The sequence below is a fragment of the Kribbella swartbergensis genome, assembly GCF_054784135.1.
This window is the reverse complement of the sequence record NZ_BAAGPM010000034.1, coordinates 388994-414620: the sequence shown is the minus strand read 5'-3', so window position 1 is coordinate 414620 and position 25627 is coordinate 388994. Positions and strand designations below refer to the sequence as shown.

The window sequence follows — 25627 nt, the reverse complement described above, 5'->3', positions numbered from 1 at the left end:
GTGGGAGCGAGCCCGAGTAGGGCGGTGATCAGTAGGAATGCTGCGGTGGTGCGCATGAAGGGCGGCATGCGGATCTCCTCACAGAGAGAAACCGGTTTCTAAGGAAAGATGACAGGCTGTGGGCTTACTTGCCTGTTTTGAGGGAGTCGTCGTACTCCTTCTTGGCGGCCTCGAAGCGGGTGGCGTACTTGTCGGCGAACGCCTGCGCGGTGAGCTGCTTCTGGAGGACCTTCTGGAAGTCGGCCTCCATCTCGGTCTTCAGGATCTTGCTCCAGTCCGGCAGGTACGTCGGCAGCTGCAGGTACTGCGTCTTCGGGTCCTTCGACGTCTCGACGATGGCCCGCAGCGGCTGCGACTGCTGCACCCACGGCGCCTTCGCGGCCTCGATGTTCGCCGGCACCTGGCCGACCGTCTCGCACCACTCCGAGTTGGCCGTCGTACTCATGTACTCGACGAACTTCCAGGCCGCCGCCTTCTTCTCGCTCTTCGCGAGGATGCCGAGCCCGGAGATGGCCGGCGCGGTCGCGGTGATCACGCCGTCGGCGTTCGGGAACGGCTGGACGCCGGCCACGTTCGCCGGGCCGAGGGCCTTGAAGTGGTCCTGGGTCGAGCCGAGGTTGTGGTGCGTCGCCCACGCTGAGCCGCCGTCGAACGCGGCGACGATCTTGGCGTAGTCGTTGGACAGGTCGGCCGGCGCGCTGACGGTGCCGTAGAGCCCGGCGTACCGCTCGAGCGCCTTGACCGCCTCCGGGTCGTTGAACGTCGCCTTGCCGTCGTCGGTGAAGAACTTGCCGATCCCCGCCTGGCCGTACGTCATCGCGAACATCGGCGGCATCGACCCCGGCCCGCCGCGGAACGCGAACCCGAACCGGTTCTTGTCCTTCTCGGTCAGCTTCTCGGTGATCGCGAAGAACTCGTCGTACGACGTCGGCTCGGCCAAGCCCTTCTGCTTCAGCCAGTCCGTCCGGTACCAGATCACGTCGGACAGGGCGCTCAGCGGCGCCTTGTAGAGCTTGGCGTCGGCGGAGTTGCGCCGCTCGTTCGCGATCATCGTCGGGTCGACCTTGGCGGTCAGCCCGGACTTCTCGTACGCGTCGTCGAGTGAGACCAGTGCGTTCTGGGCGATCAGGTGCGCGACGTCGTTGCCGATCAGCAGGACGTCGGGGATCTCGCCGGAGGCCAGCGCGTTGTCGACCTTCTGCAGGTACGACGAGTTGGGCAGGCCGACGTACTCGACCTTGATGTCGGGGTTGGCGGCGTTGAACTCGCCGATCAGCTTCTCCCACTTCTTGGTCAGCGCCGGATTGGCGTTGGTGTCCCAGAACTGGACCGTGCCCTTCGCCTCACCCCAGTCGCCGGGATCGCTCGCGGCCTCGGTGCCGCCACCGCTGGTCGGGCCGGCGCAGCCGCCGATCGCCAGCGTCAGGGTCACCGCCGCGGCTGCCGCCCGGAACCACCCTCTGCCTGTCATCTGATCCTTCTCTCCACGCCGGAACAGTTTGAGAAACCGGTTTCTTCGTGAGAAAGTAACACAGCGCACCGGGCTCGCAATAGGGTTCGGAAGGCGGTTTCCCGATCGGAGGGCGAGACCTGTGTATGCCAACCCGGTGCTCGATGCGGACTGGCCGGACCCCGACGCGATCCGGGTCGGCGACGACTACTGGATGATCGCGTCGAGCTTCAACCGGGCGCCCGGCCTCCCGGTTCTGCACTCCCGCGACCTGATCTCGTGGACCCTCGTCAACCACGCGCTCCGCGAGGTGCCGCCGGCCGGGCACTACCGGATCCCGCGGCACGGCGGCGGTGTCTGGGCGCCGAGCATCCGCCACCACGACGGCCGGTTCTGGATCGTCTATCCCGACCCGGACCACGGCCTCTTCGTGCTCAGTGCCGCCGATCCCGCGGGCGCCTGGTCGGAGCCGCACCTGCTGCTGGCCGGCCGCGGGCTGATCGACCCGTGTCCACTGTGGGACGACGACGGGCGCTGCTACCTCGTGCACGGGTGGGCGAAGAGCCGGGCCGGGATCAAGAACCGGTTGACCGTCCGCGAGGTCTCACCGGATCTGGACCGGGTGATCGGGCCGGCCCGGACCGTCGTCGACGGGGACGAGTTGCCCGGGTACACGACGCTCGAGGGGCCGAAGTTCTACCGGCGCGACGGGTACTACTGGATCTTCGCGCCGGCCGGTGGGGTGGCGACCGGATGGCAGTCGGCGTTCCGGGCCCGTTCGCCGTACGGTCCGTACGAGGATCGCGTCGTACTGGCGCAAGGATCGACGCCGGTCAACGGACCGCATCAAGGTGCGTGGGTCGACACCCCGAGCGGTGAGCACTGGTTCCTGCACTTCCAGGACCGCGGTCCGGTCGGGCGCGTCGTCCATCTGCAGCCGATGACGTGGGAAGACGGCTGGCCGGTGATCGGGGCGGCCGGTGAGCCGGTACTGCGGCATCCGGTGCCCGCCGGCGAGCAGCGCGAACCCGAGCGAAGCGACGCCTTCGAGGGGCCGGAGTTGTCTCCGATCTGGCACTGGCAGGCGAACCCGCACCCGAAGTGGTACGACGCTCCGAAGGACGGCGAACTGCGGTTGGCGCTGCTTCCGGACGATGACGGCGACCTGCGGAATCTCCCCCAGGTGCTCGGCCAGCAACTGCCGGGGCATCGCCGTCGCTTCGAGACCTCGGTGCGGCTCGACGCTGGCGGCCCGGGTGCCCGTGCCGGTCTGGTTGTACTCGGCCGGTCCTACGCCTGGATCGGCCTGCATCGGACCCCGGCCGGGGTGGACGTCGTACTGCGGGAGCGCGGTACGCCGGACGAGGAACTCTTGCATCAGGCCCGACCGGAATCGCCGTACGTCGAACTGGCCGCCGACGTGGATGAGAATGCGGTCGTGCGGTTCTCCTACCGGGCGGGTGGTGAGTGGGTGGAGGCGGGAACCTTCCAGGCTGTGGAGGGCCGGTGGATCGGGGCCGAAGTTGGCCTCTTCGCTGTCGCCCCTCAAGGCACGATGGACGATGGCGGGGCAGTGTTCGGTCCCGTCCGGGTCACCGAACGAGAGACGGCGTGATGGGCAGGACACCGAAGGACTCGATCACCATCGCCGACGTCGCCCGCGCGGCGGAGGTGTCGCGGGCGACCGTGTCGCGGGTGATGAACGGACGGGTCACCGTCGCACCGGAGATCGCCGAACGCGTCCGGGCCGCGGCCGACCGGCTGAACTACCGGCCCTCCGACCTGGCCCGCAACCTGTCACTCGGCCGGACGAACATGGTCGCGCTGGTCGTGCCGGACCTCGGCAACCCGCTGTTCCAGCAGATCATGCGCGGGATCACCAACGCCTCGGCGGCGGCCGGTTACCGGGTCCTGGTCGCCGAGACCGACGAGGACCCGGCGGCCGAGGCGGACATCGCGGTGGAGGCCAGGCGCCGGTGCGACGCGCTCATCATGGTGTCGCCGCGACTGGCCGAGGACCGGCTGCTCGAGCTGCTGCCGAAGGTGAAACCGGTCATCCTGGTCAATCGCCAGGGACCGCCCGACGTCGCGTCGGTCGGGGTCGATTTCGGCCGCGCGGTGCGGATCGTGGTCGACCACCTCGTCGGCCACGGGCACCGCCGGCTCGCCTACCTGGCCGGTCCGCCCGGGAGCGCGTCGAACACCGACCGCCTGCGTTCACTGGAGATCGCCGAGCGGGAGATCCCCGGTCTGGAGATCGTCCGGCTGGAGTGCGGTTCGTCGATCGAGGACGGGTACGGCGCGGTCGAGAAGGTGCTGGAGTCGCACGTCACGGCCGTGGTCGCGTTCAACGATCTGGTCGCCTTCGGTCTGCTGGCCAGGCTGAACGAGGTCGGCGTCGCCGTACCGGCCGATCTGTCGGTGGCGGGGATGGACGACATCGGGTTGTCGCGGTTCGCCGTACCGTCGCTGACGACCGTGCGGGTGCCGCAGCAAGGTCTGGGGGAGCTGGCCTGGCGGGTGCTGTACTCGCAGGTCGCGGGGGCTGCCGGCGAGGTGGACGGCGTACCGGATCTGCGGCTGGCGTTGCGGGCGAGCACCGGGCCGGTTCCGCAGGCGACCCGGTTGCAGGGGGATGCGCCGCGAGGCCGGTTGGGGCCGGTGCGGTGGCAGCAGCAGGGGGACATCTTCGTGCTGGGGTCCGAGTCGGGCCTGCTGGCACATTACGAGTTCGGGCGCCGGATGCCGCAGGTGCATTCGCCGCGGCCCTATCTGCATCCGGTTCGTACGCTCGGCGGGAATCCGCTGACCGAGGTCAGCCCTGTCGACCACCGGCACCACTACGGCGTCTCGCTGGCCGTGGCCGGAGTGAACGGAACGTCGCACTGGGGTGGTCGCACGTTCCTCCCAGGGCGGGGGCCGACACTGCTGACGAACCACGGTCAGCAGCGCAGCCGCGGTGTCACGGTCGACGACGGTCCGGGCAACTCGCTGACCGACGACATCACCTGGTACGACGAACAGGGTCGCCCGCAACTGGTCGAACGCCGGCGGCTCAGCGGTTCGTTGGCCGAAGGCGGCTGGCGCCTCGACTGGAACAGCGTCCTCACCGCCCGCTACGGCCCGATCCGCATCGACAGCCCGGCCACCGCGGGACGTCCCGGCGCCGGGTACGGCGGCATCTTCTGGCGGCTGCCCTCGGCCGAAACCACCGTGGTTCTGAGCGAGGCCGGTGAAGGCACCGACGCCGCCTACGGCTCGCTCAGCCCTTGGCTGGCCTTCGTCCAGCAACGCGGTGACACGGTCACCACGCTGCTGCTCGTGCAACCGGACGACGTACGCCCGTGGTTCCTCCGCTCCACCGACTACGTGGGCGCCGGACCTGCGCTGGCGTGGCAGAGCGCGCTGGCGTTGCAGCCCGACCAGGAGTTGCCGCTGTCCCTGACGGCGTTGCTGCTGGATCGCTCGATCGACCTGGCCGAGGCTCCCGAACTGGTCGAGAGGCTCAGAACGACGCGAGACCGGTGACCGGGGACGACGCCAGCGCCGAGTGCCAGCGGCGGGGGACCCGGCCGGCCAGGCGCGCGGCGCGGCCGGCGGTGACCGCGTCGCGCATCGCGGCCGCCATCAGGGCCGGCTTCTCGGCCCGGGTGACAGGTGTCGCGAGCATGACGGCGGCGCAGCCGAGCTCCATGGCCAGCGCGGCGTCACTCGCCGTACCGATGCCGGCGTCGACGATCACCGGGACGTTCGCGGCCTCGGCGATCAGCGCCAGGTTGTGCGGATTCCGGATGCCGAGCGCGGACCCGATCGGCGCCGCCAGCGGCATCACCGCCGCACATCCGGCCTGCTCCAGCCGGCGCGCCAGGATCGGGTCGTCGTTGGTGTACGGCAGCACGGTGAAACCGTCGGTCACCAACGCGTCCACCGCATCCAGCAACTCGACCGGGTCCGGCATCAGCAGATGGTCGTCGGCCACCACCTCGACCTTGATCAGGTCGGTCCCCAGCGCCTCCCGGGCCAGCTTCGCGGTCAGCACTGCCTCCGCGGCGGTGTGACAACCGGCGGTGTTCGGCAGGACGTCGATGCCGTGCTTCTTCAGCACGTCGAGGATCGAGCCCTCGTGGCCGGTGCCGATCCGGCGCATCGCGACCGTGGTGAGTTGGGTGCCAGAGGCAACCAATGCCTCCTCCATCACCTCGAGGTTCGCCGCACCCCCGGTCCCCATGATCAGCCGGGACGAGTAGGTCCGGCCGCCGAGCTCCAGCGGATCGTCCATGTCAGCCTCCCTGGACCGCACTGACGATCTCGACCCGGTCCCCGTCGGTGAGCGTGGTGCCGGCCCACTCGGCCCTGGTGAGCACGTTCTGGTTCACCGCGACCGCGATCCCGGTCTCGCGGTCGGAATACTCCCGCACCAGGTCGGCGACGGAACGGTCCGGCGGGACACTCGTCGGCTCGCCGTTGACCCACACGTCGTACATCGCTTCCTCCCTACGCCGGAATTACCCGATTCAGGTTCAGCGGTCGGCGACACTAGGTCAGTCGCCCTCTCAGCCCGCTCCGGTGCGAGCTCCCGCGGCTGTCTCGACGATAACACCCGGTTTCCCCGGGACAACCCGGGTGTACCCCCGCACTCCTTCGCCGAGGACATCGGATGTCAAGGGAGTCGAGGGCGTGACAAATCCGGCGTGGACGATTCACACTTGCGTCACCGGGAGGGGGGTTGCTGGGTACTTTTCGTGACTGGGGAGTCTCCGAATAAGTCTCGCGATACCTGGGGGGCAGGGGCGTGATCCGAGTCGTACTCGGGCATCACGGCGCGTTGGTACGAGGGGCGCTTGCCGCGGTGCTGTCGCAGGAAGCTGATCTGGAGGTGTTGGCCGAGGTCGAGAAGGCCGACGAGGTTCTGCCCGCGGTGGAGAGGACGCGGCCGCATGTGGTGGTGCTCGATCCGATGCTGGACGGGGCCATCAGGATCGAGGAGCTTTGCCTGCAACTGCGCGAGCCCGGCATCCTGATCCTGATCGACCGTGACCTGCTCAACGGCGTCAGCCTGGCGCTGGTCCGGCTGGCACCGCGGGTCGGGTTCATCGCCACCGACGCGTCGCCGGCCGATCTGGCGGAGGCGGTCAGACAGCTGGCGCACGGCGCGGCGGTGATCGATCCGGGCGTGGCCGTGGCTGCCCTGCGTGCGGTGGAGAATCCGCTCACCGAGCGGGAGTGCGAGGTGCTGCGGCTGGTGACCACGGGTGCGACCGCCCAGGAGATCGCGCGGCGGCTCAACCTGACCGCGGGAACGGTCCGGAACTACCTGTCGCACATCCTGACGAAGACCGATGCGCGGAGCCGGATCGAGGCGGTCCGGAAGGCTCAGGAGGCGGGCTGGATCTGATCGGGTTGCGGTTGCCAATGACCGAGGAGGTCCCGGTACAGCGGTGACTCCCGAAGCAAGGTGGTGTGCCGGCCGACCATGGCCTCGTTCCCGTCCAGGACCAGGATCCGGTGTGCTCTCAGTGCCGAGCTGATCCGGTGCGCGACGACGATGAGCGTCCCCGGCCGGGCCGAGAATGCTTCCTCGGCCCGACGCTCGGCCTCGGGGTCCAGATGACAGGTGGCCTCGTCGAGTACGGCCAGCGGTGCCGGCGACAGGTAGGACCGGACCAGGGCGATCAGCTGCCGCTCTCCGGCAGAGAGCTGGGCGGGCCGGATCAGCGCCTTCGGCCCCCCGAGCCGCGCGACCAGCGCTTCGGCCCCGACAGCCTCGATCGCGCGATTCACCTGAGTCGTCGGAGCACCCGGAGCGAGGTAGGTGAGGTTCTCGAGGATCGAGCCGGAGAAGACATAGGCCTCCTGGGGGATCAGTACGCGCGTCCGCGCCAGCTGCTCGGGGGACAGCTCGTGCGGTGCGACGCGACCGACGAGCAACCTCCCCTCGGTCGGCGGGAACATGCCGCAGATGAGTGCGGCGAGGGTCGACTTCCCGATGCCGCTGGGACCGACGACGGTGAGGTGGTCGCCTTCCGGTACGACGAGATCCAGCGACCGCAGCACCGGTTCCGCCTGTGGTCCGTAGGCGAAGGAGACCTTGTGCAGTCTCACCTGGTGACCGCGAGGCGAGGAGGCCGACGCGGGCCGCTCGACCGGAGCGCCGGTGTCCAGGATGCGGCCGAGCGTGACGACGTACCGCAGCCCGCCGTCGCCGAGTGCCGACATCACGGTGCTCAGGGCGGGCTGCAGCCCCAGCAGGACGTACGTCAATCCGCCGAGCAGGGTGCCGGTGCTCACGCCGCGACCGATCAGCCAAGGACCCGCTGCCAGCAGGATCAGCAACGGCAACCACCCGCCCACGGCGAAGCAAAGCGTGCGAAGCGCGGCGACCTTGGCGAGAGCTCGCTCGGCCGCCGCGTGCGCCTCGATCGGTTCACCGACGAGGTCCGCGGTGAAGTCCTCGGCCCCGGTAGCGGTGATATCCCGAACCGCGGCGAACGCCGTCCCCGCCGATGTCGCCAGTTGCTCGTCGGCGGACAAAGACGCCTTCATCCGGTCGGCTGCCAGGCCGAGGATGGCGAGCGAGGCGGCGAAGCCGACCAGGAACGGCGGTACGACGAGTACCGCGATCAAGGGGTCGAGTGACAGCAGACCGGTCACGACGCCGACCACGGTGATGGTGAAAGTCCGGGTCACGACGATCAGCCCGGCGAAGGTGTCCCGCACGATCTCGACCTGCCGGTTCAGCCGCGACACCGCCCCGTCGATCCGGTCGGCGTTGCGCAGCGCACCACTCACCACCCGGCGGACCAGGTCGTCCCGGAACGGCTCGACCAGGTCGCCGAGTCGCCGATACGCCTGCCTGGCGCCGACGGCTCCGAGACACGCGGCCGCGACGAGGCCACCCAACCAGGCAAGGCCGGTCTCCGCCCGGCCGGCGAGGAACGCATCTGTCGCGTGGGCGACCGCGAGCCCGTAGACCGCGGTCGGCAGGATCTCCGGTATCGACCAGGCGGCGAACTCCAGCGCCGGCCGCCGCTTCAGGGCCGCCACTCCGAACCCGAGTTCCCGCCTCATCCGAAGATCTCCCGGTACGACGGGTCCTGCCACAACCGCTGATGGGGTCCGACCGCGCGAACCCGGCCGCGATCGAGCCAGACCACCAGGTCCGCGCGGGCCGCCGTGGACGCCCGATGGGTGACGATCAGCCGGGTACGGCGGTGCCGATCCTCGGTCAGGGTCCGGCTGATCTGCCGCTCCGTCGCGGTGTCGAGACTCGAGGTGGCGTCGTCCAGCACCAGCAGCCGACCGGTGTGCCAGGCGCGCGCCAGCCCGAGACGCTGCGCCTCCCCACCGGACATCGGTGCCTCGGGCAACGGGGTGTGGTAGCCCTGCGGCAACCGGCTGGCGTAGTCGTGCGCATGGGTCGCCCGAGCGGCCGCGAGCACCTCGACGGGTGCGATCCGCCCGCCCGAGATCGACTCGCACACCGTCCTGCCCACTAGTACGGGCCGCTCGAACGCACAGCCGACCGCCCGGCGCAGTACCGACCGCCGCACAGCCTGGAGCGGTACGCCGTCGAGCAGCACGAGACCTGAGTCCGGGTCACGCAGCCGCGCGGCCAGCGCCGCCAGCACCGACTTTCCCGCGCCGCTGGGACCGACCACGGCGACGGTCGCTCCACCGGGAAGGTCGAGGTCGACGTGATCGAGCAGGGGTACGCCGTCCACGATCACGCTGACGTCGTCGTACACCAGGTGCCCGGGTCCGGGCGGGAGCGGAAGCGCGCCATAGGCAACGGGTTCCACGGCCAGCACCTCGGCGCTGCGCCGCATGCCGGCCTGGGCCCGGGCGAGCTCGCCCAGGATGCCGGTCAGACTGCCGAGGCCTGCGCCGATCACGGCGTACTGCGCGGCAGCGAACAGCTCACCGGCGGTGATCCGGCCGTCGACGAGTTGCAGGCCGCCGATCGCCAGTACTGCGACCAGGACCAGCGGTCCGACGATCGCCGCCTGGGCGCCGGAGCGGGCGAGGACGTGCCAGGTGAGCAGGCCGTGCCGGTGCAGGTCCGGCAGCAGTCCCAGCACCCGACGTTCCTCCTGGCCGGCAGTCCCGGCGGCCGTGATGGTACGGATACCGGCGAGGGCCTCGGTCAGCAGCGCGGCGATACGCCCCTGCGTTTCCTGGTAGGCAAGGCTGATCTCGGTGGTGCGACGGGCGAACACCCACAGCACCGCGATGACCAGCAGGACTCCGGCGAGGAACGCGGCCGCCAGCCAGGGGTCGATCAACGCCAGCAGGACAAGGCTTCCGACCGGGGGAATCACTGCTGCGACGGCAGTCACAGCGGCAGGTCCGGCCTGGGCTGCGTCGCTCGCGCTGCCGGACACCCGGCTGACGAGATCGCCTGTGTCGAACCGGCGTACCCCTTCCGGCCCGCCCCCGAGGACGCGCCGAACCACTCGGTGGCGCAGCCACGCGGTGGTTCCCGCGACGCACGCCGTACTGGCGAGCACATCGACCAGGGCGCAGAAGACGCCGAGCAGGATCAGCCCGGCCGCCAGTCCCAGCCAGCGTTCGGAGTCGTTGCCCGAGGCAATGGCATCGACAGACCGGCCGAGGACCGTCGGCAGCGCGAGCGTGACCGCACTGTCGAGCAAGGCCGCCAGTCCGATGAGTGGAAGCCAGCCGCGGCCGTGCCGTGCGACAGCGCCGAACGTCGTCACGTCGACAACCCGGTGTGAGCGGCGAGGAAGGCGAGCATGTCGGCCGTGAGGTCGACGCCACGGCTCACCGCGGACGTGCCGTGTCCGGTGTTCGCCTCCAGCCGGAGCAGGATCGGCCGTGATCCGCTCGTGGCGTGTTGGAGTGCGGCGCACATCTTGCGCGCGTGCAGCGGGTCGACCCGGGTGTCACCGCCGAAGACGGTGAACAGGACCGCGGGATAGTCGGTGCCCTCGCTCACCCGGTGGTACGGCGAGTAGGCCAGCAGGTACTCGAGTTGGTCCGGATCGGCGCTGGAGCCGTACTCCGGAATCCACGCTGGGCCGAGGCCGGAGTACTGGTAGCGAACCATGTCCAGCACCGGCGCCGAGCAGACGGCCGCGGCGAACAACTCCGGCCGCTGGGTCACGGCGGCGCCCACCAGCAGGCCCCCGTTCGATTCACCACAGATGCCGAGCTGCTCCGGCGTCGTCCAGCCGTCGGCGATGAGTGTCTCGGCCGCGGCGATGAAGTCGTCGAAGGTGTTCTGCTTGTTGTCCAGCCGTCCGGCCCGGTGCCACCGCTCACCTTCTTCACCGCCGCCGCGCAGGTTGCTGGTGACGAAGACCCCGCCGGCCTCCACCCAGGCGAGGGTGAAGGAGGAGTACGTCGGTGTCAGCGGCTGGCCGAAACCGCCGTACCCGTACAGGATCGTCGGACGTGGTCCGCGCCGGCCGGGTTGAGCGATGACGAGCATCCGGACCGGCGTACCGTCGGCAGAGCGGTAGACCACCTGCCGCGACGTCACCTTCGGTACGTCGACCGCGCCGGGAGGATCGGCCCACACGGTGGTCTCGCCGGTGCGGGCGTCGTACCGATGCACCGTTGCCGGAGTCACGCTGCCGGTGAAGCTGAACCAGACCTCGTGACCACCCTCCGGCCGAGTGGTCAGCGAGCCGACGGAACCGGGCCCGGGCAGCGGTACGTCTCCGACCCGCTTGCCGGTCCGGAGATCGTGGACCGCGAGTTCGCCGAGCGCATGCCGGGTCCGGGCGACCACGAGCAGCGGCCGGGACAGCTCGGGTCCGTCGAGGAGGGCGAACTCGCTGAGTGGTGCTCCCGGATCCTCGGCCACGAGGTCCCGCCACTGTTCGGGTCCGGGCCGGCTCGGATCGCCCACGCAGATTCTGCCCGCCGGGGCCCCCAGTGTGGTCACGGCGTACAGACGCCCGTCGCGGCCGACGATCATGGCACTCCGCCAGTCGACACCGCGTTGTACGACGGTGATCTCGGGCTTCTCCGGGTCGGACAGTTCCGCGAGCCAGAGATCGTTGCTCGCACCATGCGCCGCGGAGATCGTCAGCCACCGGCCGTCGGCGCTCAGCTCCAGTCCGTACGACGCTTCGTCGGTCATCACCGGTATCTCGTCGGCCCGGCCTACGCGGTGCAGCCGAACCTGCCGGGAGCGGACGAAGTAGAAGGCCTGCCCGTCGGGTAGCCAGGCCACGGGGGAGTATCGGCAGCCGTCGAGTGGACCGTCCATCACCTGACCGGTCCCGGTGTCCATGACGTAGAGAACGGACTCCTCAGTGCCGCCGCGCGAGAGCTGGAAGGCCAACAGCCGGCCGTCCGGAGACGGCTGCCATGCGTCGAGAGTCGTCCCGCCGGCCGGGTCGAGCTGCATCGGATCGATCAGGGCCTGTTCCGGGTCGGCGACGTACAGGACCGGTTGATCCTGGGGCGCCGAGCGGCGCAGGAAGAACCGGCGTCCGCCGCGCCACAGCGGCGGACTCTCCATTCCGACTCGGCTGAACTCCGCGACGCGGCTCCGGAAACGGGCGCGCCCCGGCAGTTCGGCCGCGTGCCGGAGCCACAGCTGGTCCTGCGCCGTCTGCCAGGCGACGGTCCGCGGATCAGCCGCATCTTCCAGCCAGCGATAGGGATCGGCCACCGTGTGACCGTGAAGCTGGTCCACGACGGGCGTCCGGGCGGCCTCGGGGTACCTGATGTCGAGCCTCTGCACCCAGGCTCTCCTTCCCAGAGGTGGGATCCTGGACGGGACGACTTCGTCCCGTCCAGGATCGTGGAACCTGCCTGCGTGTCAGTGACAAAGAGCCACGCTGAGGTTGCTGGGGGACTGCGAACCGCACGTGAGCAGAGTCAGCCCGCTGCCGCCGCCGTGACCGCCGTGGCCGCCGCCGGGAGCCTCGAGTCCCTGAAGATCGAGAAGCGCCATGGTTTACACCTCCTTCCGCACACTGGTAGGGATGATCGGACGACCCGCCGCGGTCGGGGGTCCGAGGAATGGGAGGGCAACGGGCTGGTCGTGCAGCGCTGTGCCCAGGGCCAGCAGTACGCCGGCCGAACCGGTCGCCAGGTCCATCGACAGGCGAAGCAATTGATTGCCGGGGAAAGCGAGGCCGCCCTGGTACGGCAGGGCGTGCCAGTCGAGTCCGCGAATCAGGGCGGAGACGACCGCGTCGGGGCGTCCCGGCGTACCCGCCTGCAGCGCGGCCGAAGCGATCAGGCCGGCCCGGCCCATGAAGAGGCCCGGCTGAACGAAGTACCGGGAGTGGTTGACCCGCCGGAGTCCGGCCAAGGCCTCGGCGAGATCGTCGTCCGGGCGGTATCGCAGATAGCGGTCCAGGACGAGAGCGACGCCGGCCGAACCCTCCTCCAGGTAGGGCAACGTCCGCCAGCCCTGATTGACCTGCAACGTCCCGGACTGGTCGCGGACACAGCGGCGCAGGTCCTGCCGGAGCGCCGTCGCCGCGAGGTCCAGCAAGCCGGTGTCACCGGATCGCTCGTATGCGGTCAGGAAGAGCAGCGCGGCTCCCGACGAGCCGAACATCAGTCCCGCCCGCGGATGTCCCTCACCACTGATCTCCGGGACATCGTCCGCGCCGCCGAGCCGGTCGGCCACCAGGTCGATCACCCGGGTCGCCGCTGCCTCCAGGCCGGGCTCGCCGGCGAAGTGGAGCAGATTCAGTCCGATCCCGGCCAGCCCGGAGTGCAGTCCGAACTCGCAGGACTCGAGCGGCTCCGCGACGCACCGGTCCAGCACGTCCAGGGCATCCTGCCGGTAGCCGAGTTCGTCGAGCACGTGCGCGACGCCGTGCAGGCCGTCGTACAACCCGATCCCCTTCACCGGATCCAGGGCGTGCTTGCGGAGCCAGTCGTCGTACTCCGGGAAGCGGCCGGCGCCGGTGCGGTGGAGGGCGTACAGCACACCGGCCGCGCCGTACGCGAGGCTGATGCCGCCGCCGGGCTGGAACTGGGCGATGTCTCCGGGGAACAGCCGGTCGTCCCGCTCCGGAGTCGCGCTGGCCACGATCGCCCGGGTGAGCGCGGCGCGCACCTCCTCCCAGGAGTCGCGGCCAGGGAGTGGAACCGAGTCGAGCTCCGTGTCGTGGTTGCCTCCGGCAATGGTGCTGACGGCCGCGTCGATGGTTGCCTTGGGCACCGGGAAGATGTCGGCGATGAGCTCGCCGAGGTGCCGGACCTTGCCGGGGTGGAGCTGCAGCAGCATCGTCGTCTGCGGGGCGAACAACCCGAGGCAGAGACAGGCGAGCGCGTACAGGTCGACGTCGACGCCCTGGCGGCCTGGGGGCGCCACGTAACCGGGATGCGCCAGGACCGACCGGGCTCGCTGTTCGGCGAGCGTGGCCACCTCGAAGTCGATGAGCACGAGCCGGTCGTTCGCGTCGATGAGGATGTTGTCGGGGTGCAGATCACCGAACACCACACCGCGCTCGTGCAGGGCCCGAACCGCCGCCTCGACCCTGGCCAGCATGCCGAGCGCCCAGTCCGCGTAGTCGGCAAGTGCCTCGGGCGACGGATCCGGCCGGGTCAGCGGGTAGCGCCTGACCAGCAGGCGCTGGAGCGGATTCGAGTCGATGAACTCCTGCACCAGGAAGTGATGTCCGCCGAGGACGAAGTAGTCGTGCACCGCGGGTACGACGTCGAGCCCGGCCAGCCGGCCCAGGATGTCCCGCTCGTGCTGCATGCGTGCGACCGCGTCCCGACCGGCCTCGTCGAGCCCGGCGAACGGCCGTCCCTCCTTCAGGACGACGCGGACACCCGTCTTCCGGTGGTGACCGAGGTACACGCCTCCGCCGTTGGAGAAGTGGATCACGTTCTCGATGTCGTACTCCATGTCGTTGGTCGTCACCGCGTTGCGCGCGGCCAGGTGCTGCTCGAGAAACGAGGGCAGTGACACCCAGGCCGGCGTCGAGAAGACCGGACCGCGGACGTCGGGGACCAGCCGGCCGTCGGCACCCGCGAGGGCCAGCACCCGTTCGCCGCTGTCCGACAGACAGTGCTGTTCGGCGAAGGCGCCGTACCGGACGAAGAGCGGGCCTTCGCCGTACCTGAGATCGCTGAGGATGTAGGGGCCCTGGATGCCCTCGAGGATCTCCGCCAGTTCCTTCAGCACCAGCTCGAGCTGGTCCTCGTCCGCCGGGTAGATGGTGACGAGCTTGCCGCTCGATCCGCGGAAGGCGGCCTTGGAGTTCATCATGATCGCGACGGAGGTGCTCCGCAGGAACTTGAAGGCCACGCCGCGTGGAACGCAGTAGTCCCAGACCGCCTCGAGCGTCCGCTCGGCGTCCGCCAGACACGACGAGACGTGGATCTTCCAGCCCTGCAAGGGCAGATCGACGTTGCGCGGTGCGTAGTGCATCCAAACATCGCCGGCGTCGTGCTCCCAGCCGTCGGGCACCGGCCGGGAGCAGAGAGCGAAGCCTGGATCCTCTATGCCGCGCTTCGCCGGGGTCTCGTAGAAGTGCCGGTCGGCGAGACAGTAGAGCTCGTATCGCTCCATTACCGCCCCCTGATGTGTCGGACGCCTCGCCGAACATCCTGTCCGTCCACCCGGTCCCGTCGTCAGTGAATGACGTCATGACTCCACGATGAGGAGCGCGTTTCCCTACCAACGCGTTTGTCACCAGTGGTCCGGTCGCGGCAACGCTCCGTCACCACGGCTGGGGTCTTGTCCTCGGTGGAGTAGTGATCAATACTGCTCGCTACAACGAGCAATACGACAAGTTCAGTCACACCTACCGTCCGAGGAAGTGATCGCTGTGTCGTCTTACCAACCCTCCCGCCGGGACGTGCTGAGATCCGGGGCCGCGCTCGGTGCCGGCGTCGGAATCAGTGCCGTGACCGGCCAGGTCGCATCGGCCGCGCCGGAACCAGCCCGCGAGGCGACCGAGAAGCCGATGGTCGACGTACCGTTCGAAGGTTTCGACAAGGTCCGGGTCGGCCTGATCGGCCTGGGCAACCGCGGCGGCGGGCAGGACGTGCGCTTCGGCGCCGTCTCCACCGTGACCGCGGTCTGTGACATCCGGCCCGCCCAGGTCGCGCGCACGATCAGCCGGATCATGGCGCAGGGATTCCAGGACACCCCGCCGGTCGGGTACGCAGGCGGCGAGGAGGACTACCTCAACCTGGTCAAGCGCGACGACATCGACCTGGTCTACATCGCCACGCCGTGGGAATGGCACTACCCGCAGGCCAAAGCCGCGATGGAACACGGCAAGCACGTCGCGATCGAGTTGCCGATCTCGCCGCACCTGGACGAGATCTGGGACCTGGTGCGTACGTCGGAGCGCACCCGCAAGCACTGCATGCTGCTCGAAAACGTCAACTACTTCCGGCCCGAGTTGCAGATGTTCAACATGGTCAAGGCCGGCCTGTTCGGCGACGTGCAGCACGCGTCGGGTGGTTACATCCACGACCTGCGCTGGCCGTACCTGTTCGGCGGGGCGTACTACCCGGAGCCCTGGCGCCGGCGTTGGCAGACGCGGATGAACGCGTTGCACTACCCGATGCACGGCCTCGGCCCGGTCTCGGCCGCGATGGGGATCAACCGCGGCGACCGCTTCGACGAGTTGGTCGCGGTGGCCAGCCCGCCGAAGGCGCTGGCGCTGTTCCGATCCGAGGACTCGCGCGTCGGACCCGACCACTCGTCGTGGGACGACGCGCCGTACATCTCCGGAGACCGGCACAGCGCCTTCGTGACGACGGCATCGGGCCGGTTCATCCGGGTCGAGCACGACGTCAACTCGCCGCACCCGTACACGCGTGACACGACGCTGACCGGAACCCGTGGTTCCATCGAGCTCGACAACGCCCGGCTGTACCTGGAGTCACTTGGCCACAACAACCACACCTGGCGGACCGGAAGCGCGTACAACAGCATCCTGGCTCAGCACGACCACTGGCTGTGGCCTGCTCTGCAACGCCTGGCCGAACAGTACGGCGGTCATGGCGGTGGCGACTTCGTGGCGATCTTCCGGCTCGTTCAGCTGATGCGGCTGGGGATGACGCCGGACATCGACGTGTACGACTCGGCGGCGTGGTGCTCGGTGATCCCGCTCAGCCACGAGTCGATGAAGACCCCGCACATGCGGCCGGTCAAGATCCCGGACTTCACCCGCGGCCACTGGAAGGCGGCCCGTCCCACCTTCGACCGCCCCCGCCCCGCCGATCCCTGGCTCGAGGAACGCTGATGCGGTTTGGTGCTCGGCCCACCCGCCGAGCACCAAACCCCGGCCGGGACGCCGCCGAGGTGCTCCCGCGGTCGCGAGGCCTCACCGGTGAGGTCAGTGGCGGTGGCCGGTTCGCCTGCGCCGGGCCACGCGTCTGAGTTGGGTGATGCGGACCGTGCCGAGCAAAGCGGTCATCAGGGCAGCGCCTACCGCGGCGATCAGCAACGTGATCGCCAACGGCGCGGTCCCGTCCATCCACAAGAACGAGACCTGCACTGTGCGGGTGTTCTGGAGCAAGAACACGATCAGGGCGACCAGTACGACGGCTGTGGCGCACAGCGCGACCCACATAGCGCCTGCGCGGCTGGGAGGCACTGGTTTGGCGGGCGCGGTCGACGACGGCGCGCGTTCGGGTTGCGCCTCGTCGGCGGGCCGTGCGGCTGGTTGGCTTTCGTCGCGCGGCTTCAGGTCATCGGTCGGCCCGGGTTCCGGGGTGGCCGGAGTCGTCGTGGGGGTCGTGGACTGGGGGTCGCGAGGGTTGTCGGGCCGGATCGTCATGGGAACCTCCTGAAGGCCGACGGATGCGGGGTGCTGGGCCGGCAGGGACGGCGTGGGTCTGAGCGTTGGCTTCCGCACCGAGTAGCACGGCAAGCGCGGTGAGGTAGAAGAACAACAGGGCGGCGATCGGCGTGCTGATGGGTCCATAGACGCTGATCGAGTCGAAGGCGTAGCGCAGGTATGCGCGAACGGCCGCGGCACCAGCGAGCCAGATGGCCGTCGCGATGCCGGCACCGAGCAGGTGGTCGCGCCAGCGGGTCCGCAGCGGTACGGCGTAGTGGTAAAGCGTGACCAGGGCAAGAATCGACAAGATCAGGATGGTCGGCCAGTACGCGACCCTCAGCGTCGTCACGGCCAGGTCGTGGCCGGTGTCCGGGATGAGCCGCAGCAACGTGCGAGGGCCGATGACAAGCAGCGGCAGGACGACGACTCCGGTGACCACGCCGGCAAGGTAGATACCGAGGGCCAGCAGACGACTGTGCACAGCGCCGCGGGCGCTGCGTTGTCCGTAGGCGATCGCGATCGCGTTGACGTAGCTGGCGGTCGCGGTGGAACCAGCCCAGATCGCGAGGAGGAATCCGGCGGAGGCGATGTCGGCACGGCCCTCGGTGAGCACCTGAGTCAACAGCGGCTGGACGAGGTCGGTCACGGTTTGCGGTGTCAGCGCCTGGGTTGCGACCTCCAGGACCCGCTGTTCGATCGCGGAGCCGAGGTCGGCCCCGAAGACGGACTCCAGGTAACCGACCAGCCCGATAAGGCACAACACCAGTGGCGGCAGCGCCAGCAGCATCCAGAACGCGATCTCCGCTGCCATGCCCAGCACCCGGTGCCGCCAGGCGCTTTGCACTGTCGCACCGATCCGGACTCCACTCTTGTGCATCCACTGTCGCTTGCCGGCACTCACCGCGACACTCCGATCTGCCATGGTCGGCCTGCGCTACGCGTTCGGCTGGTCGTGGTCGACAGGAGGCTGGTCCGGTAGCTGGGCTCGGTTGCGCCTGGGGCGCAGGCGCCCCCTCAGCCCGTCCGCTGACAGCAGGCGCGCGAGTCCGGTCGTCGTGTGCCGGATGGGACGCGGCCTGGACAACGCCGGCGCCGGTTCGGTCGGAGACGCGAGAAGTGCGGCGGCGCTCGGCGTACCCCAAGGCTCCAGCATCAGGTGGCGCCGAAGATAGAGCACGGTCTCGCGCGCGATCGCCGCCAGCGGCAGCGCCACCAGGGCACCGGCGATGCCGTGCAGGTGACCGCCGAGCAACAGGGCGAAGATCACCAGCAAGGGGTTGATGCGAAGGCTGTGGGCGAACACCTGTGGAGCCACGACGTGCCCTTCGAGTTGCTGCAGTGCGACGAACAGCAGCACCAGCCACAGCGCAGTCCACAGGTCGCCCTGGAAGAGCGCCACCAGCACCGGGGGAGTCGCGCCGAGAACCGGACCGACGTACGGGATGAGTTCCATCAGCCCGTAGAACACGCCGAAGAACACGGCGTACGTCCGTCCGGCGGGGAAGATCCCCAGCACACCGAAGAGCCAGAGCGAGATCCCTGCGCTGAGCCCCATGATGAAACTGAACGTCAGCTGGCCACGCACATACCCCGACACCGCGCGCTGCACCCTCGCCGGGTAGTCGTCCTCGGTGCTTCCGTCGCCGGGAGGCATGATGTGCCGGAAGAGCGTGCCGATCTGGGTTCCGTAGATGAGCATGTAGATCGTGATCACCAGGATCAGAATGAGGACGAACCCCGCCTCCACGGCCATGGTGACCAGGTCCCGGGTGAACGCGACGACATCCCCGGAACCCCGAACCACCTGGTCCTGCAAGGTTTCCAGCGCGGTCTCGCCGGGGCGCTTGATCTGGATGCCGATACCCCGCTGATCCAGCCGCTCCTGGACGTTCGCCAGTGAGTTGTTCGCCGAGTTGATCAGCTGGGGCAGGTCGGCCTGGAACGCCGACAGTTGGGCGGCGACCTGCCGGACCAGCAGTGTCACCACGCCGGCCAGGACCACGAAGAACGCCACGAACACGGCCCCGATCGCGATCCCGCGGGGCACGCGTGCCCGCTGCAAGCCCGTCACCAGGGGGTTGACGATCAACGCCACGACGGCGGCGACCAGGAAGATCATCAGTACCGGCGCGGCCGCCCGCGCAAACGCGGTCAGCGCGAACAGGGCCACCGCCACGACGACCGCCTGCACCCAGCGGGGCACAACCACCGGCTCCGGAGTCTGCTCAGGGGCGGGCTCCGTGTCGGCGTCCTGGGCCGATGACGCCGTGACCGCGGGCGTTGCCGGCTGCGGCTCAGCGTCCGTGACAACGGCATCCGGATCCGCTGGCGGCGTGGCCGCGACCTCACCGGGGCCGTTGTCTGTTCTCGTCATCGGCGAGTTCTCTCTGGCCACTGGCGAGCTCTCTCTCGTCCCTGGCGAGCTCTCTCTCGGCGCGGGCGAGTTCTCGAGGTCGCCATCGCGTCCATCGCTCATGGCCCCACCTCCCGCGCCGGAACCTCAGCAAGTGTCGAGCGACACCGATGCCCCAGTACCCGGCTCCTACACACACCGCAGTCGGTGCCGGACGCGTGGGTCCGCCCTGCCATCCGCCTCGGTTTCCCTTCTGCTGACGGCTCACAAAATCTGTGCTGACGGGATTAGACATTCGTCGGTCGGGTGTGTAGCGTTGATCGTGTTGACGGAGGAGAACATCGAAGCCGAGGTGGACAGCTACCGACCTGTCCAGAGTGGTGATTCGCAGTTCGCAGTTCGCAGTTCGCAGTTCGCAGTTCGCAGTTCGCAGTAGGTAGTACGCAGTTGCAGTAAGTAGTAGGTAGTTGCAGTAAGTAGTTGCAGTTCCGTACGTGTAGTAGCGGTTTGCAGTTGCAGTAAGAAGTAGTCCGAGTAAGCAGGAGTTGGTTACACCGTCGGATCGTCCGCCCGGGCCAGTACGTCGCCGGGCGGAGACCGCAGTCACATCGGATTGGAAGGTGGTCTTCGGTTACGCATTCAGCGATACCCGCAGTGACGGCCCACCTGAGGCGTGCTGCGGACACGAAAGGCCGGCCTGACAGCCGGTAAAGGTGACAAATCCAACCCCTGGGCCCCGGTGCTTCGGCACCGGGGCCCTTCGACACGGAGGCCCTATGACCCCAGATCGCACCCGGAGAATCCGATGAACTCAGACCCGACCACGGGAACCGCCCATCTCGACGACGACGACTACCCCGCCTACACGATGGGTGCCGCCGCGGAGATGCTCGGCACCACGCCGGGATTCCTGCGCAGCCTGGACGAGGCGAAACTGATCACCCCCCAACGCTCCGAAGGCGGCCACCGCCGCTACTCGCGCTACCAGCTACGCCTGGCCGCCCGAGCCCGCGAACTGGTCGACCAGGGCACCACCCTCGAATCCGCCTGCCGAATCATCATCCTCGAAGACCAACTGGCCGAAGCCCTCAAAATCAACGAACAACTCCGCAACCAGGACTGACCACGCGACCTATCCGATCAGCCCGCCCGTCGGCCGCAGTACCGATCTATCGTGAGGCATGACAGGTTGGGAGAGTTTGCGCGCGGACTTGCGCCAGCTGCGCGAGCAGTCACCGGACGCGCTCATGGCATTTCCCGACCCCGACAGCGAGCGGCGGATCCGCATCGATCTGGCCCCCTTGGCAACCAACATCGCCGCCACGTTGACCGCAAAGTACGCAGCCTCCTGCGTGTCGGAGCGATGACCTTCCCGACCAGACAGCTGTGGCTGAGCGAGCACACCTACCAGCTACGCGGAGCACCCGCCGAACCCGCCCGGCCACACCGTGGAACCCCTATCTCCGTTGTCGGCCCGGACCGGCCGGTGCAGGCGCGAGGACGTCTTGGTAACGAATCGAGCCGCCCACCGGCACATGCTGTCGACCAACGGCCAGCTGCAATCAGCGGTAACCGACAACTCCGGCAGCGTCGTAGGTCGGTACATCGGCCCTCATGCTCTTGTGCGGGTGCAGTTCTGGATCGAACCTCACCAAAGCCGCCCTGTGCCGGTCTTGATCGGGACAGCCTCGGTGGTCCCCGACCTGGGGTACGCAGTCCCGCCCGAACAGTGGCGGCTGGTCATCGAACTACAGACCGACAGCGGCAGCATGCTGTCGGCGCCGCTGGAGCTCACGATTTCGCCGTAACCGGCACCACCAGCGCCTACCTGCGACCGGCCGCGATGCTCGCCACCCACGCCGACTTGCACCGAGCCGTGGGTAGAACGGCGCCGGTGGCGGCGGTCATCTGAGCGGCCGGAAGAATTCGGTGATGTCCTGGGCGAGGAGCTCCGGTTCCTCGTGTGCGGGGAAGTGCCCACCGCGGGGCATCCGGGTGTACCTCGTCACGTTGTACGTGCGTTCCGCCCAGGAGCGCGGTGGCCGGGTGAGGTCGGCGGGGAAGACGGCAACGGCGGTCGGCACCTCGACCCGCTCGACGCGCCGGGTCAAGCCGCGCGCGTACTCGTAGTACGGCCGGAAGGACGTCGAGATGCTGCCGGTGAACCAGTAGAGCGACGCCTGCGTGAGGAGGAAGTCGTCGCTGAACCGGGCCGACAAGTCACCGCCGCTGTCGCTCCACGCTCGGTACTTCTCCACGATCCAGGCCAGGAGGCCGGTAGGGGAATCCGACAGGGCGTGAGCCAGGGTGAGTGGTCGGGTGCTCTGCTGGTGCTGGTAGCCGCCCTCCTCCGCGGTCCACGCCATGACCTCGTCGAGGTAGGCCTTCTCCTCGGCTGTGAGACTCCGTTCGTCGTACGAGATCGGTGCGGCGACGGCGAGCAGGTGGATGCCGACGACCGAGTCGGGATAGGCCTCGCCCAGCCGCGAGCTGATGCCGGCGCCGAGGTCACCGCCGTGGGCGGCGTACCGCTCGAAGCGGAGCTCGTCGTGCATGAGGGCGTGCCAGATCTCGTGGTACTGCAGTGCCGGCGGCAGCGACGGGCGCTGCGGTGAGAACGCATAGCCAGGCAAGGACGGCACGATGACAGTGAACGCGTCGGCCGGCGCCCCGCCGTGCCGAGAGGGGACAGCTAAGCGCCGGGCCAGATCGGTGAGCTCAAGGACCGAGCTTGGCCACCCGTGGGTCAGGACGATCGGCAGCGCGTCGGGATGCTCGCCTTCGAAACGGAGATAGTGGACGGGCGTGCCGTCTATCTCGGTCACGTGCGAGGGCAGAGCATTGACAGCTGCTTCGTGCCTGCGCCAGTCGTAGTCGGTGGCCCAATAAGTCACGAGGCGCCGGAGTTCGTCGGTGTCGGTGCCGGCCTGCCACGGGTCTACTGGCCACGGAGTAGGCCAGCGGGTACTGCGGAGCCGACTCCGGAGGTCATGCAGGTCGGCGTCCGGCACCGAGATCAGCGTCTGCACAGCCACGCGCGCCTCCCGGCTCAGACTGGTCCGCTGCGACGAGCGCATCGGCGATCATGATCGATCCCAAACGTACGCGAGGCGCCTGCGGTTGGTCGATCGCAGCCAAGCCGTGAGAGTGCGTGGCGTCGGGGTGTTCAGCCCGGGTCGGTCACCGTTGCCGTACGCACCGATTCATGTAGGTCGCCGGCAGGACGCCGCGTCGGGGAGGATGTCCATCGAGAGGCTGTCGGTGGAGGCGCGTACGGTTCCGAGCATGCAACCTGTGAAGATCACGACCGCTTTCATCCCTGTGGCCGTCCCGGCAGACTCGGCCGACTGGTACAGCCGTACGTTGGGACTCCGAGTCGAGGAGGTGAACGAGTGGAGCGCCGTTCTCCGACCCGGCGATGGCGCAAAATCAATGGCCGTGACGTTGCTAGGACCGACCACTGGCATTCAAGCCAAGCCCGGCTTGGACTGGGCGACCTGCAACTTCGCCGTCGCAGACCTCGACCAGGTTCGAGCCGACCTCCATGACCAGGGCCACGAGCCCAGCCCAATCGAAGGCACACCGGACACTGTCCGCTTCTTCACCCTCCGCGACCCCGACGCCAACACACTACTGATAACCGGTCCGTAGAAGTCCGCGCCCGCTACGTCCCCTAACCTGCGGTCACCGACGTCCATCGCCACACGGCGCCAACGCACCTTCGTTCTCAATGGAGCTTCCATGTCTGTCCCGGACCCCGCAGCCCCATCGATCTCGCCGGTCTCAACGGCGATCAACGTACTGCGCGCCGCAGGTGAAGACGGCAACGCCGATGCAGTAGCCGAGGTCTTGGCACCCGACGTCGTCTTTCACTCCCCGATGTCGGCGACAAAACTGTTCGAGGGCAAGGAGGAGGTCACCGCGTTGCACCGTGACATCTTCGCCGTCCTCGAGAACGTCGACACGACAGACCCACTCGTGCTCGGCGATACGGGATCCTTCTCCTTCCGTGCGCGCGTGCGCGGGGTGGAACTCGAAGCCATGAACCTGGTCCGAGTCAACGAGCAGGGACAGATCGCCGAGTACACGGTCTTCGTCCGCCCGCTCCCGGCCCTCGCCACCCTCTTCGCGACGCTCCCACCGCGAGTAGCGTCAAGGCGACGCGGCCCCCTGACCGGCGCCCTCCTGGCGGCCCTCGCCCGCCCCCTAGCCTTCATTCACCGCGCCGCGGACCGTATGGCGCCCAGATTCCTCTAGCCATGAGCAGGCTGCTCGGCGAGCTCCTTGCCGCACACGGCGGCCTTGAACGGTGGAGCGCAGTATCGGCCCTCACCGTCCACCAGCACATTCAGCGGCCTCCTACGCTCCCGCTTCCCCGGAAACCGGATGGCCCACCTGCATGTCCGGTCCAGTTGGCAGAACAGTAGGTCGTCATTCACGGCTTCCCCCAAGACGACCAGCAAGGGGTGTCCGATCGAGGCGACGTACGGACCGAGACCCGCGACGGCGACCTGATAAAGACCCAGCGCAACGCGCGCCGCCTTCTCGGGGTCCAGCGGACTCACTCCCAACCTCCAGGACTCACCGGCGGCGACTACGCCCACGCCGGCGAACGGCTCCACGGAGACCTGGACACCTGCATCGGCTGCGACTGCTGCCTCGGCCTGAGGGCTGCAACCTGTACAAGATGAGCGATTCGTCTCTTCACCGCGGCCCGCAGGGCCAGGCTCCTGAAAGGGCATCCTCGGCGAGTTAGAGCCGCTGGATGGCGTAGCTGGCTAGACCGATGGGCGTGACCATCATCAGCAGGCCGACCACGCCCATCTTCCAGCCCCACCACCATGGGTGCTGCGGCAGCCGCTCCGGTGGGAGTGAGGCGACGATCTTGTCTACCTCGTTCTGCAGTTGTGTGCGCTCGGCGTCGGTGAAGCCGTCCTTCCCCAGTTGCATGGACAGCGACACCACTTTGTCGTTCTGCTCGCTGCTGAACCCGGGGAGGTCCACATTCGGCTCGTTGTACGCCTGCGTACCGCAGCCCAACGGCACGCCGGTGTTGATGTCGACCGACACGTCATTGTTGCCGCAACTGTCACCGGCCTTCTTGAACCCGATCTTGTAGGTGTAGCGCGCCGCGTGCTGATCCGCGAAGCCCCAGAACGCCAGCCCTAAGCCGCCGCAGAACAGACCGACCAGGACCACGGCGCCGACAATCCAGAGCAACACCTTCGCCAGAGCGCGCACGCCCTGCACTCTACTGAGAGCCCGAGCACCGAAGCCCCTGCTGACGCCCGCGCACGCCAACCTTGTGGATCACATAGCCTTCCTGCGTGAAGGAGATCGTGACGTATGTCGAGATGACAGCGCCTGCTGAGCTCAGACCGGCGACTGCCGTGTCCGGTCTGGTGATCGAGCCGTTGGAGCGGGACTCTCCATTGGTGGTCGACCTCCAGACGAGGATCGGCGCTCCTTTCGGCTGGCAGAGCGCGCGCCGGACCGAGGAGGAATGGGCGGCCTGGTTCGCCGAGTGCCCGGACCGGACGTTCTGGTTACTGTCCTTCGAGAATGTGCCGGCGGGATTGGTGTCCTACGATCTCCATCCCGGTGGCGACCTGGAGATCGAGACGTTCGGCCTCGTGCCGGAGTTCGTCGGCAAGGGTCTCGGCGGCTACGCCTTGACGCTCGGGATTCAGCAGGCGTGGGCCCTGGCCCCCGCGGTGAACCGGGTCTGGCTGCACACCTCGTCGTTGGACCATCCCCACGCGCTGCCCAACTATCACCGCCGCGGCTTCCGTACCTTCAAGACCGAAGAAGGCGACCGCGACACGACCCGCTCGGAATGAATGTGGTGACTGGGGCCAGCGGCACCGATGAGCAGCATGACACGTTGCACGTCGCGCCTCCTGGAACGTTGGGATGGAGGTGATTCAAGACCGACTGGACCACATCCATAGCCGACAGGGCGTCCTCAAATTGACGCAAACGCGAGACGTGCTGGCCTGGTTCTGCTACGGCGAGACTCGGACGCGGGCTGTCGAACCGGGCTTGGCAGCGCAAGATTTCTAGCGCCTCGCTCACAGC

At 68.5% G+C, this 25627-nt stretch carries 24 protein-coding genes and 1 riboswitch; of the genes, 10 read left to right on the top strand and 14 right to left on the bottom strand.

Annotated elements, in window-relative coordinates; genetic code table 11:
• Nucleotides 1–124 precede the first annotated feature (124 nt).
• A complete protein-coding gene (locus ACYVOK_RS31175; protein WP_460666158.1) occupies nt 125–1471 on the bottom strand; it encodes an ABC transporter substrate-binding protein in 1347 nt (448 codons plus the stop codon).
• A 121-nt stretch (nt 1472–1592) separates the two neighbouring features.
• Between ACYVOK_RS31175 and ACYVOK_RS31170 the strand changes: the two genes are divergently transcribed.
• Together ACYVOK_RS31170 and ACYVOK_RS31165 are read left to right on the top strand one after the other, a co-directional pair.
• Complete coding sequence (locus tag ACYVOK_RS31170; RefSeq protein ID WP_460666157.1) at nt 1593–3065, top strand: glycoside hydrolase family 43 protein; 1473 nt, start codon at nt 1593–1595, stop codon at nt 3063–3065.
• Entirely contained in the window at nt 3065–4978 is a 1914-nt protein-coding gene (locus tag ACYVOK_RS31165) for a DUF6807 family protein (RefSeq protein ID WP_460666156.1), read from the top strand. Before ACYVOK_RS31170 ends, ACYVOK_RS31165 begins: the two co-directional genes overlap by 1 nt.
• On the opposite strand, the gene ACYVOK_RS31160 is transcribed toward ACYVOK_RS31165, so the two are convergent.
• Together ACYVOK_RS31160 and thiS are read right to left on the bottom strand one after the other, a co-directional pair.
• Nucleotides 4956–5729, bottom strand: coding sequence for a thiazole synthase (locus ACYVOK_RS31160; RefSeq protein WP_460666155.1), 774 nt, complete (start codon nt 5727–5729; stop codon nt 4956–4958). The genes ACYVOK_RS31165 and ACYVOK_RS31160 overlap by 23 nt on opposite strands.
• Nucleotide 5730: 1 nt before the next feature.
• On the bottom strand, nt 5731–5934 hold the full coding sequence (gene thiS, locus ACYVOK_RS31155) for a sulfur carrier protein ThiS (protein ID WP_460666154.1): 204 nt from the start codon (nt 5932–5934) through the stop codon (nt 5731–5733).
• A riboswitch (TPP riboswitch) is annotated at nt 5925–6040 on the bottom strand. (Overlaps the previous gene by 10 nt.)
• A 202-nt stretch (nt 6041–6242) precedes the next feature.
• Between thiS and ACYVOK_RS31150 the strand changes: the two genes are divergently transcribed.
• A complete protein-coding gene (locus ACYVOK_RS31150) occupies nt 6243–6845 on the top strand; it encodes a response regulator transcription factor (protein WP_460666153.1) in 603 nt (200 codons plus the stop codon).
• On the opposite strand, the gene ACYVOK_RS31145 is transcribed toward ACYVOK_RS31150, so the two are convergent.
• The 5 genes from ACYVOK_RS31145 to lanKC form a co-directional block, all read right to left on the bottom strand.
• Nucleotides 6824–8518: an ATP-binding cassette domain-containing protein gene (locus tag ACYVOK_RS31145; protein WP_460666152.1), complete on the bottom strand. Its 1695-nt coding sequence runs from the start codon at nt 8516–8518 to the stop codon at nt 6824–6826. The two genes, ACYVOK_RS31150 and ACYVOK_RS31145, sit on opposite strands and share 22 nt — an antisense overlap.
• Nucleotides 8515–10167, bottom strand: coding sequence for an ABC transporter ATP-binding protein (locus tag ACYVOK_RS31140; protein WP_460666151.1), 1653 nt, complete (start codon nt 10165–10167; stop codon nt 8515–8517). Before ACYVOK_RS31140 ends, ACYVOK_RS31145 begins: the two co-directional genes overlap by 4 nt.
• Complete coding sequence (locus tag ACYVOK_RS31135) at nt 10164–12167, bottom strand: prolyl oligopeptidase family serine peptidase (RefSeq protein ID WP_460666150.1); 2004 nt, start codon at nt 12165–12167, stop codon at nt 10164–10166. Before ACYVOK_RS31135 ends, ACYVOK_RS31140 begins: the two co-directional genes overlap by 4 nt.
• Nucleotides 12168–12245: 78 nt before the next feature.
• Nucleotides 12246–12380, bottom strand: coding sequence for a SapB/AmfS family lanthipeptide (locus ACYVOK_RS31130; protein WP_460666149.1), 135 nt, complete (start codon nt 12378–12380; stop codon nt 12246–12248).
• Nucleotides 12381–12383: 3 nt separating this feature from the next.
• Nucleotides 12384–14966: a class III lanthionine synthetase LanKC gene (gene lanKC / locus ACYVOK_RS31125; protein ID WP_460666148.1), complete on the bottom strand. Its 2583-nt coding sequence runs from the start codon at nt 14964–14966 to the stop codon at nt 12384–12386.
• 250 nt (nt 14967–15216) lie between these two features.
• On the opposite strand from lanKC, the gene ACYVOK_RS31120 reads away from it, so the two are divergent.
• Nucleotides 15217–16656: a Gfo/Idh/MocA family protein gene (locus ACYVOK_RS31120; protein WP_460666147.1), complete on the top strand. Its 1440-nt coding sequence runs from the start codon at nt 15217–15219 to the stop codon at nt 16654–16656.
• A 93-nt stretch (nt 16657–16749) separates the two neighbouring features.
• On the opposite strand, the gene ACYVOK_RS31115 is transcribed toward ACYVOK_RS31120, so the two are convergent.
• From ACYVOK_RS31115 to ACYVOK_RS31105, 3 genes are all read right to left on the bottom strand, one after another.
• Nucleotides 16750–16986 (bottom strand): LapA family protein, encoded by a 237-nt coding sequence (locus ACYVOK_RS31115; protein ID WP_460666146.1) that lies wholly within the window; start codon nt 16984–16986, stop codon nt 16750–16752.
• 118 nt (nt 16987–17104) lie between these two features.
• Nucleotides 17105–18118 (bottom strand): YihY/virulence factor BrkB family protein, encoded by a 1014-nt coding sequence (locus ACYVOK_RS31110; RefSeq protein WP_460666145.1) that lies wholly within the window; start codon nt 18116–18118, stop codon nt 17105–17107.
• 12 nt (nt 18119–18130) lie between these two features.
• Nucleotides 18131–19570, bottom strand: a complete 1440-nt coding sequence (locus ACYVOK_RS31105) for an AI-2E family transporter (protein WP_460666144.1) — start codon at nt 19568–19570, stop codon at nt 18131–18133.
• Between the two features lie 784 nt (nt 19571–20354).
• Here ACYVOK_RS31105 and ACYVOK_RS31100 point away from each other — a divergent pair.
• From ACYVOK_RS31100 to ACYVOK_RS31090, 3 genes are all read left to right on the top strand, one after another.
• Nucleotides 20355–20672, top strand: coding sequence for a MerR family transcriptional regulator (locus ACYVOK_RS31100; RefSeq protein ID WP_460666143.1), 318 nt, complete (start codon nt 20355–20357; stop codon nt 20670–20672).
• Nucleotides 20673–20730: 58 nt separating this feature from the next.
• A complete protein-coding gene (locus ACYVOK_RS31095; RefSeq protein ID WP_460666142.1) occupies nt 20731–20916 on the top strand; it encodes a hypothetical protein in 186 nt (61 codons plus the stop codon).
• 297 nt (nt 20917–21213) lie between these two features.
• On the top strand, nt 21214–21357 hold the full coding sequence (locus ACYVOK_RS31090; RefSeq protein WP_460666141.1) for a hypothetical protein: 144 nt from the start codon (nt 21214–21216) through the stop codon (nt 21355–21357).
• Between the two features lie 96 nt (nt 21358–21453).
• On the opposite strand, the gene ACYVOK_RS31085 is transcribed toward ACYVOK_RS31090, so the two are convergent.
• A complete protein-coding gene (locus tag ACYVOK_RS31085; RefSeq protein ID WP_460666140.1) occupies nt 21454–22584 on the bottom strand; it encodes an epoxide hydrolase family protein in 1131 nt (376 codons plus the stop codon).
• Between the two features lie 259 nt (nt 22585–22843).
• On the opposite strand from ACYVOK_RS31085, the gene ACYVOK_RS31080 reads away from it, so the two are divergent.
• The gene (locus tag ACYVOK_RS31080) at nt 22844–23200 is read left to right on the top strand and encodes a VOC family protein (protein WP_460666139.1); all 357 of its coding nucleotides are present in this window, start codon (nt 22844–22846) and stop codon (nt 23198–23200) included.
• A gap of 90 nt (nt 23201–23290) precedes the next feature.
• Nucleotides 23291–23806, top strand: a complete 516-nt coding sequence (locus ACYVOK_RS31075) for a nuclear transport factor 2 family protein (RefSeq protein WP_460666138.1) — start codon at nt 23291–23293, stop codon at nt 23804–23806.
• Here ACYVOK_RS31075 and ACYVOK_RS31070 read toward each other — a convergent pair.
• Together ACYVOK_RS31070 and ACYVOK_RS31065 are read right to left on the bottom strand one after the other, a co-directional pair.
• Complete coding sequence (locus ACYVOK_RS31070) at nt 23803–24114, bottom strand: hypothetical protein (protein ID WP_460666137.1); 312 nt, start codon at nt 24112–24114, stop codon at nt 23803–23805. The two genes, ACYVOK_RS31075 and ACYVOK_RS31070, sit on opposite strands and share 4 nt — an antisense overlap.
• Nucleotides 24115–24301: 187 nt before the next feature.
• Nucleotides 24302–24790, bottom strand: coding sequence for a hypothetical protein (locus ACYVOK_RS31065; protein ID WP_460666136.1), 489 nt, complete (start codon nt 24788–24790; stop codon nt 24302–24304).
• Between the two features lie 86 nt (nt 24791–24876).
• On the opposite strand from ACYVOK_RS31065, the gene ACYVOK_RS31060 reads away from it, so the two are divergent.
• On the top strand, nt 24877–25389 hold the full coding sequence (locus tag ACYVOK_RS31060; RefSeq protein WP_460666135.1) for a GNAT family N-acetyltransferase: 513 nt from the start codon (nt 24877–24879) through the stop codon (nt 25387–25389).
• Nucleotides 25390–25627: the final 238 nt, after the last annotated feature.

Bases quoted from the DNA above. Each gene is read 5' to 3' on its own strand.
- ACYVOK_RS31175 (WP_460666158.1), bottom strand. From the start codon at position 1,471: ATGACAGGCAGAGGGTGGTTCCGGGCGGCAGCCGCGGCGGTGACCCTG.
- ACYVOK_RS31165 (WP_460666156.1), top strand. From the start codon at position 3,065: ATGGGCAGGACACCGAAGGACTCGATCACCATCGCCGACGTCGCCCGC.
- ACYVOK_RS31160 (WP_460666155.1), bottom strand. From the start codon at position 5,729: ATGGACGATCCGCTGGAGCTCGGCGGCCGGACCTACTCGTCCCGGCTG.
- thiS (WP_460666154.1), bottom strand. From the start codon at position 5,934: ATGTACGACGTGTGGGTCAACGGCGAGCCGACGAGTGTCCCGCCGGAC.
- ACYVOK_RS31145 (WP_460666152.1), bottom strand. From the start codon at position 8,518: ATGAGGCGGGAACTCGGGTTCGGAGTGGCGGCCCTGAAGCGGCGGCCG.
- ACYVOK_RS31130 (WP_460666149.1), bottom strand. From the start codon at position 12,380: ATGGCGCTTCTCGATCTTCAGGGACTCGAGGCTCCCGGCGGCGGCCAC.
- lanKC (WP_460666148.1), bottom strand. From the start codon at position 14,966: ATGGAGCGATACGAGCTCTACTGTCTCGCCGACCGGCACTTCTACGAG.
- ACYVOK_RS31115 (WP_460666146.1), bottom strand. From the start codon at position 16,986: ATGTGGGTCGCGCTGTGCGCCACAGCCGTCGTACTGGTCGCCCTGATC.
- ACYVOK_RS31110 (WP_460666145.1), bottom strand. From the start codon at position 18,118: ATGGCAGATCGGAGTGTCGCGGTGAGTGCCGGCAAGCGACAGTGGATG.
- ACYVOK_RS31105 (WP_460666144.1), bottom strand. From the start codon at position 19,570: ATGACGAGAACAGACAACGGCCCCGGTGAGGTCGCGGCCACGCCGCCA.
- ACYVOK_RS31100 (WP_460666143.1), top strand. From the start codon at position 20,355: ATGAACTCAGACCCGACCACGGGAACCGCCCATCTCGACGACGACGAC.
- ACYVOK_RS31095 (WP_460666142.1), top strand. From the start codon at position 20,731: ATGACAGGTTGGGAGAGTTTGCGCGCGGACTTGCGCCAGCTGCGCGAG.
- ACYVOK_RS31075 (WP_460666138.1), top strand. From the start codon at position 23,291: ATGTCTGTCCCGGACCCCGCAGCCCCATCGATCTCGCCGGTCTCAACG.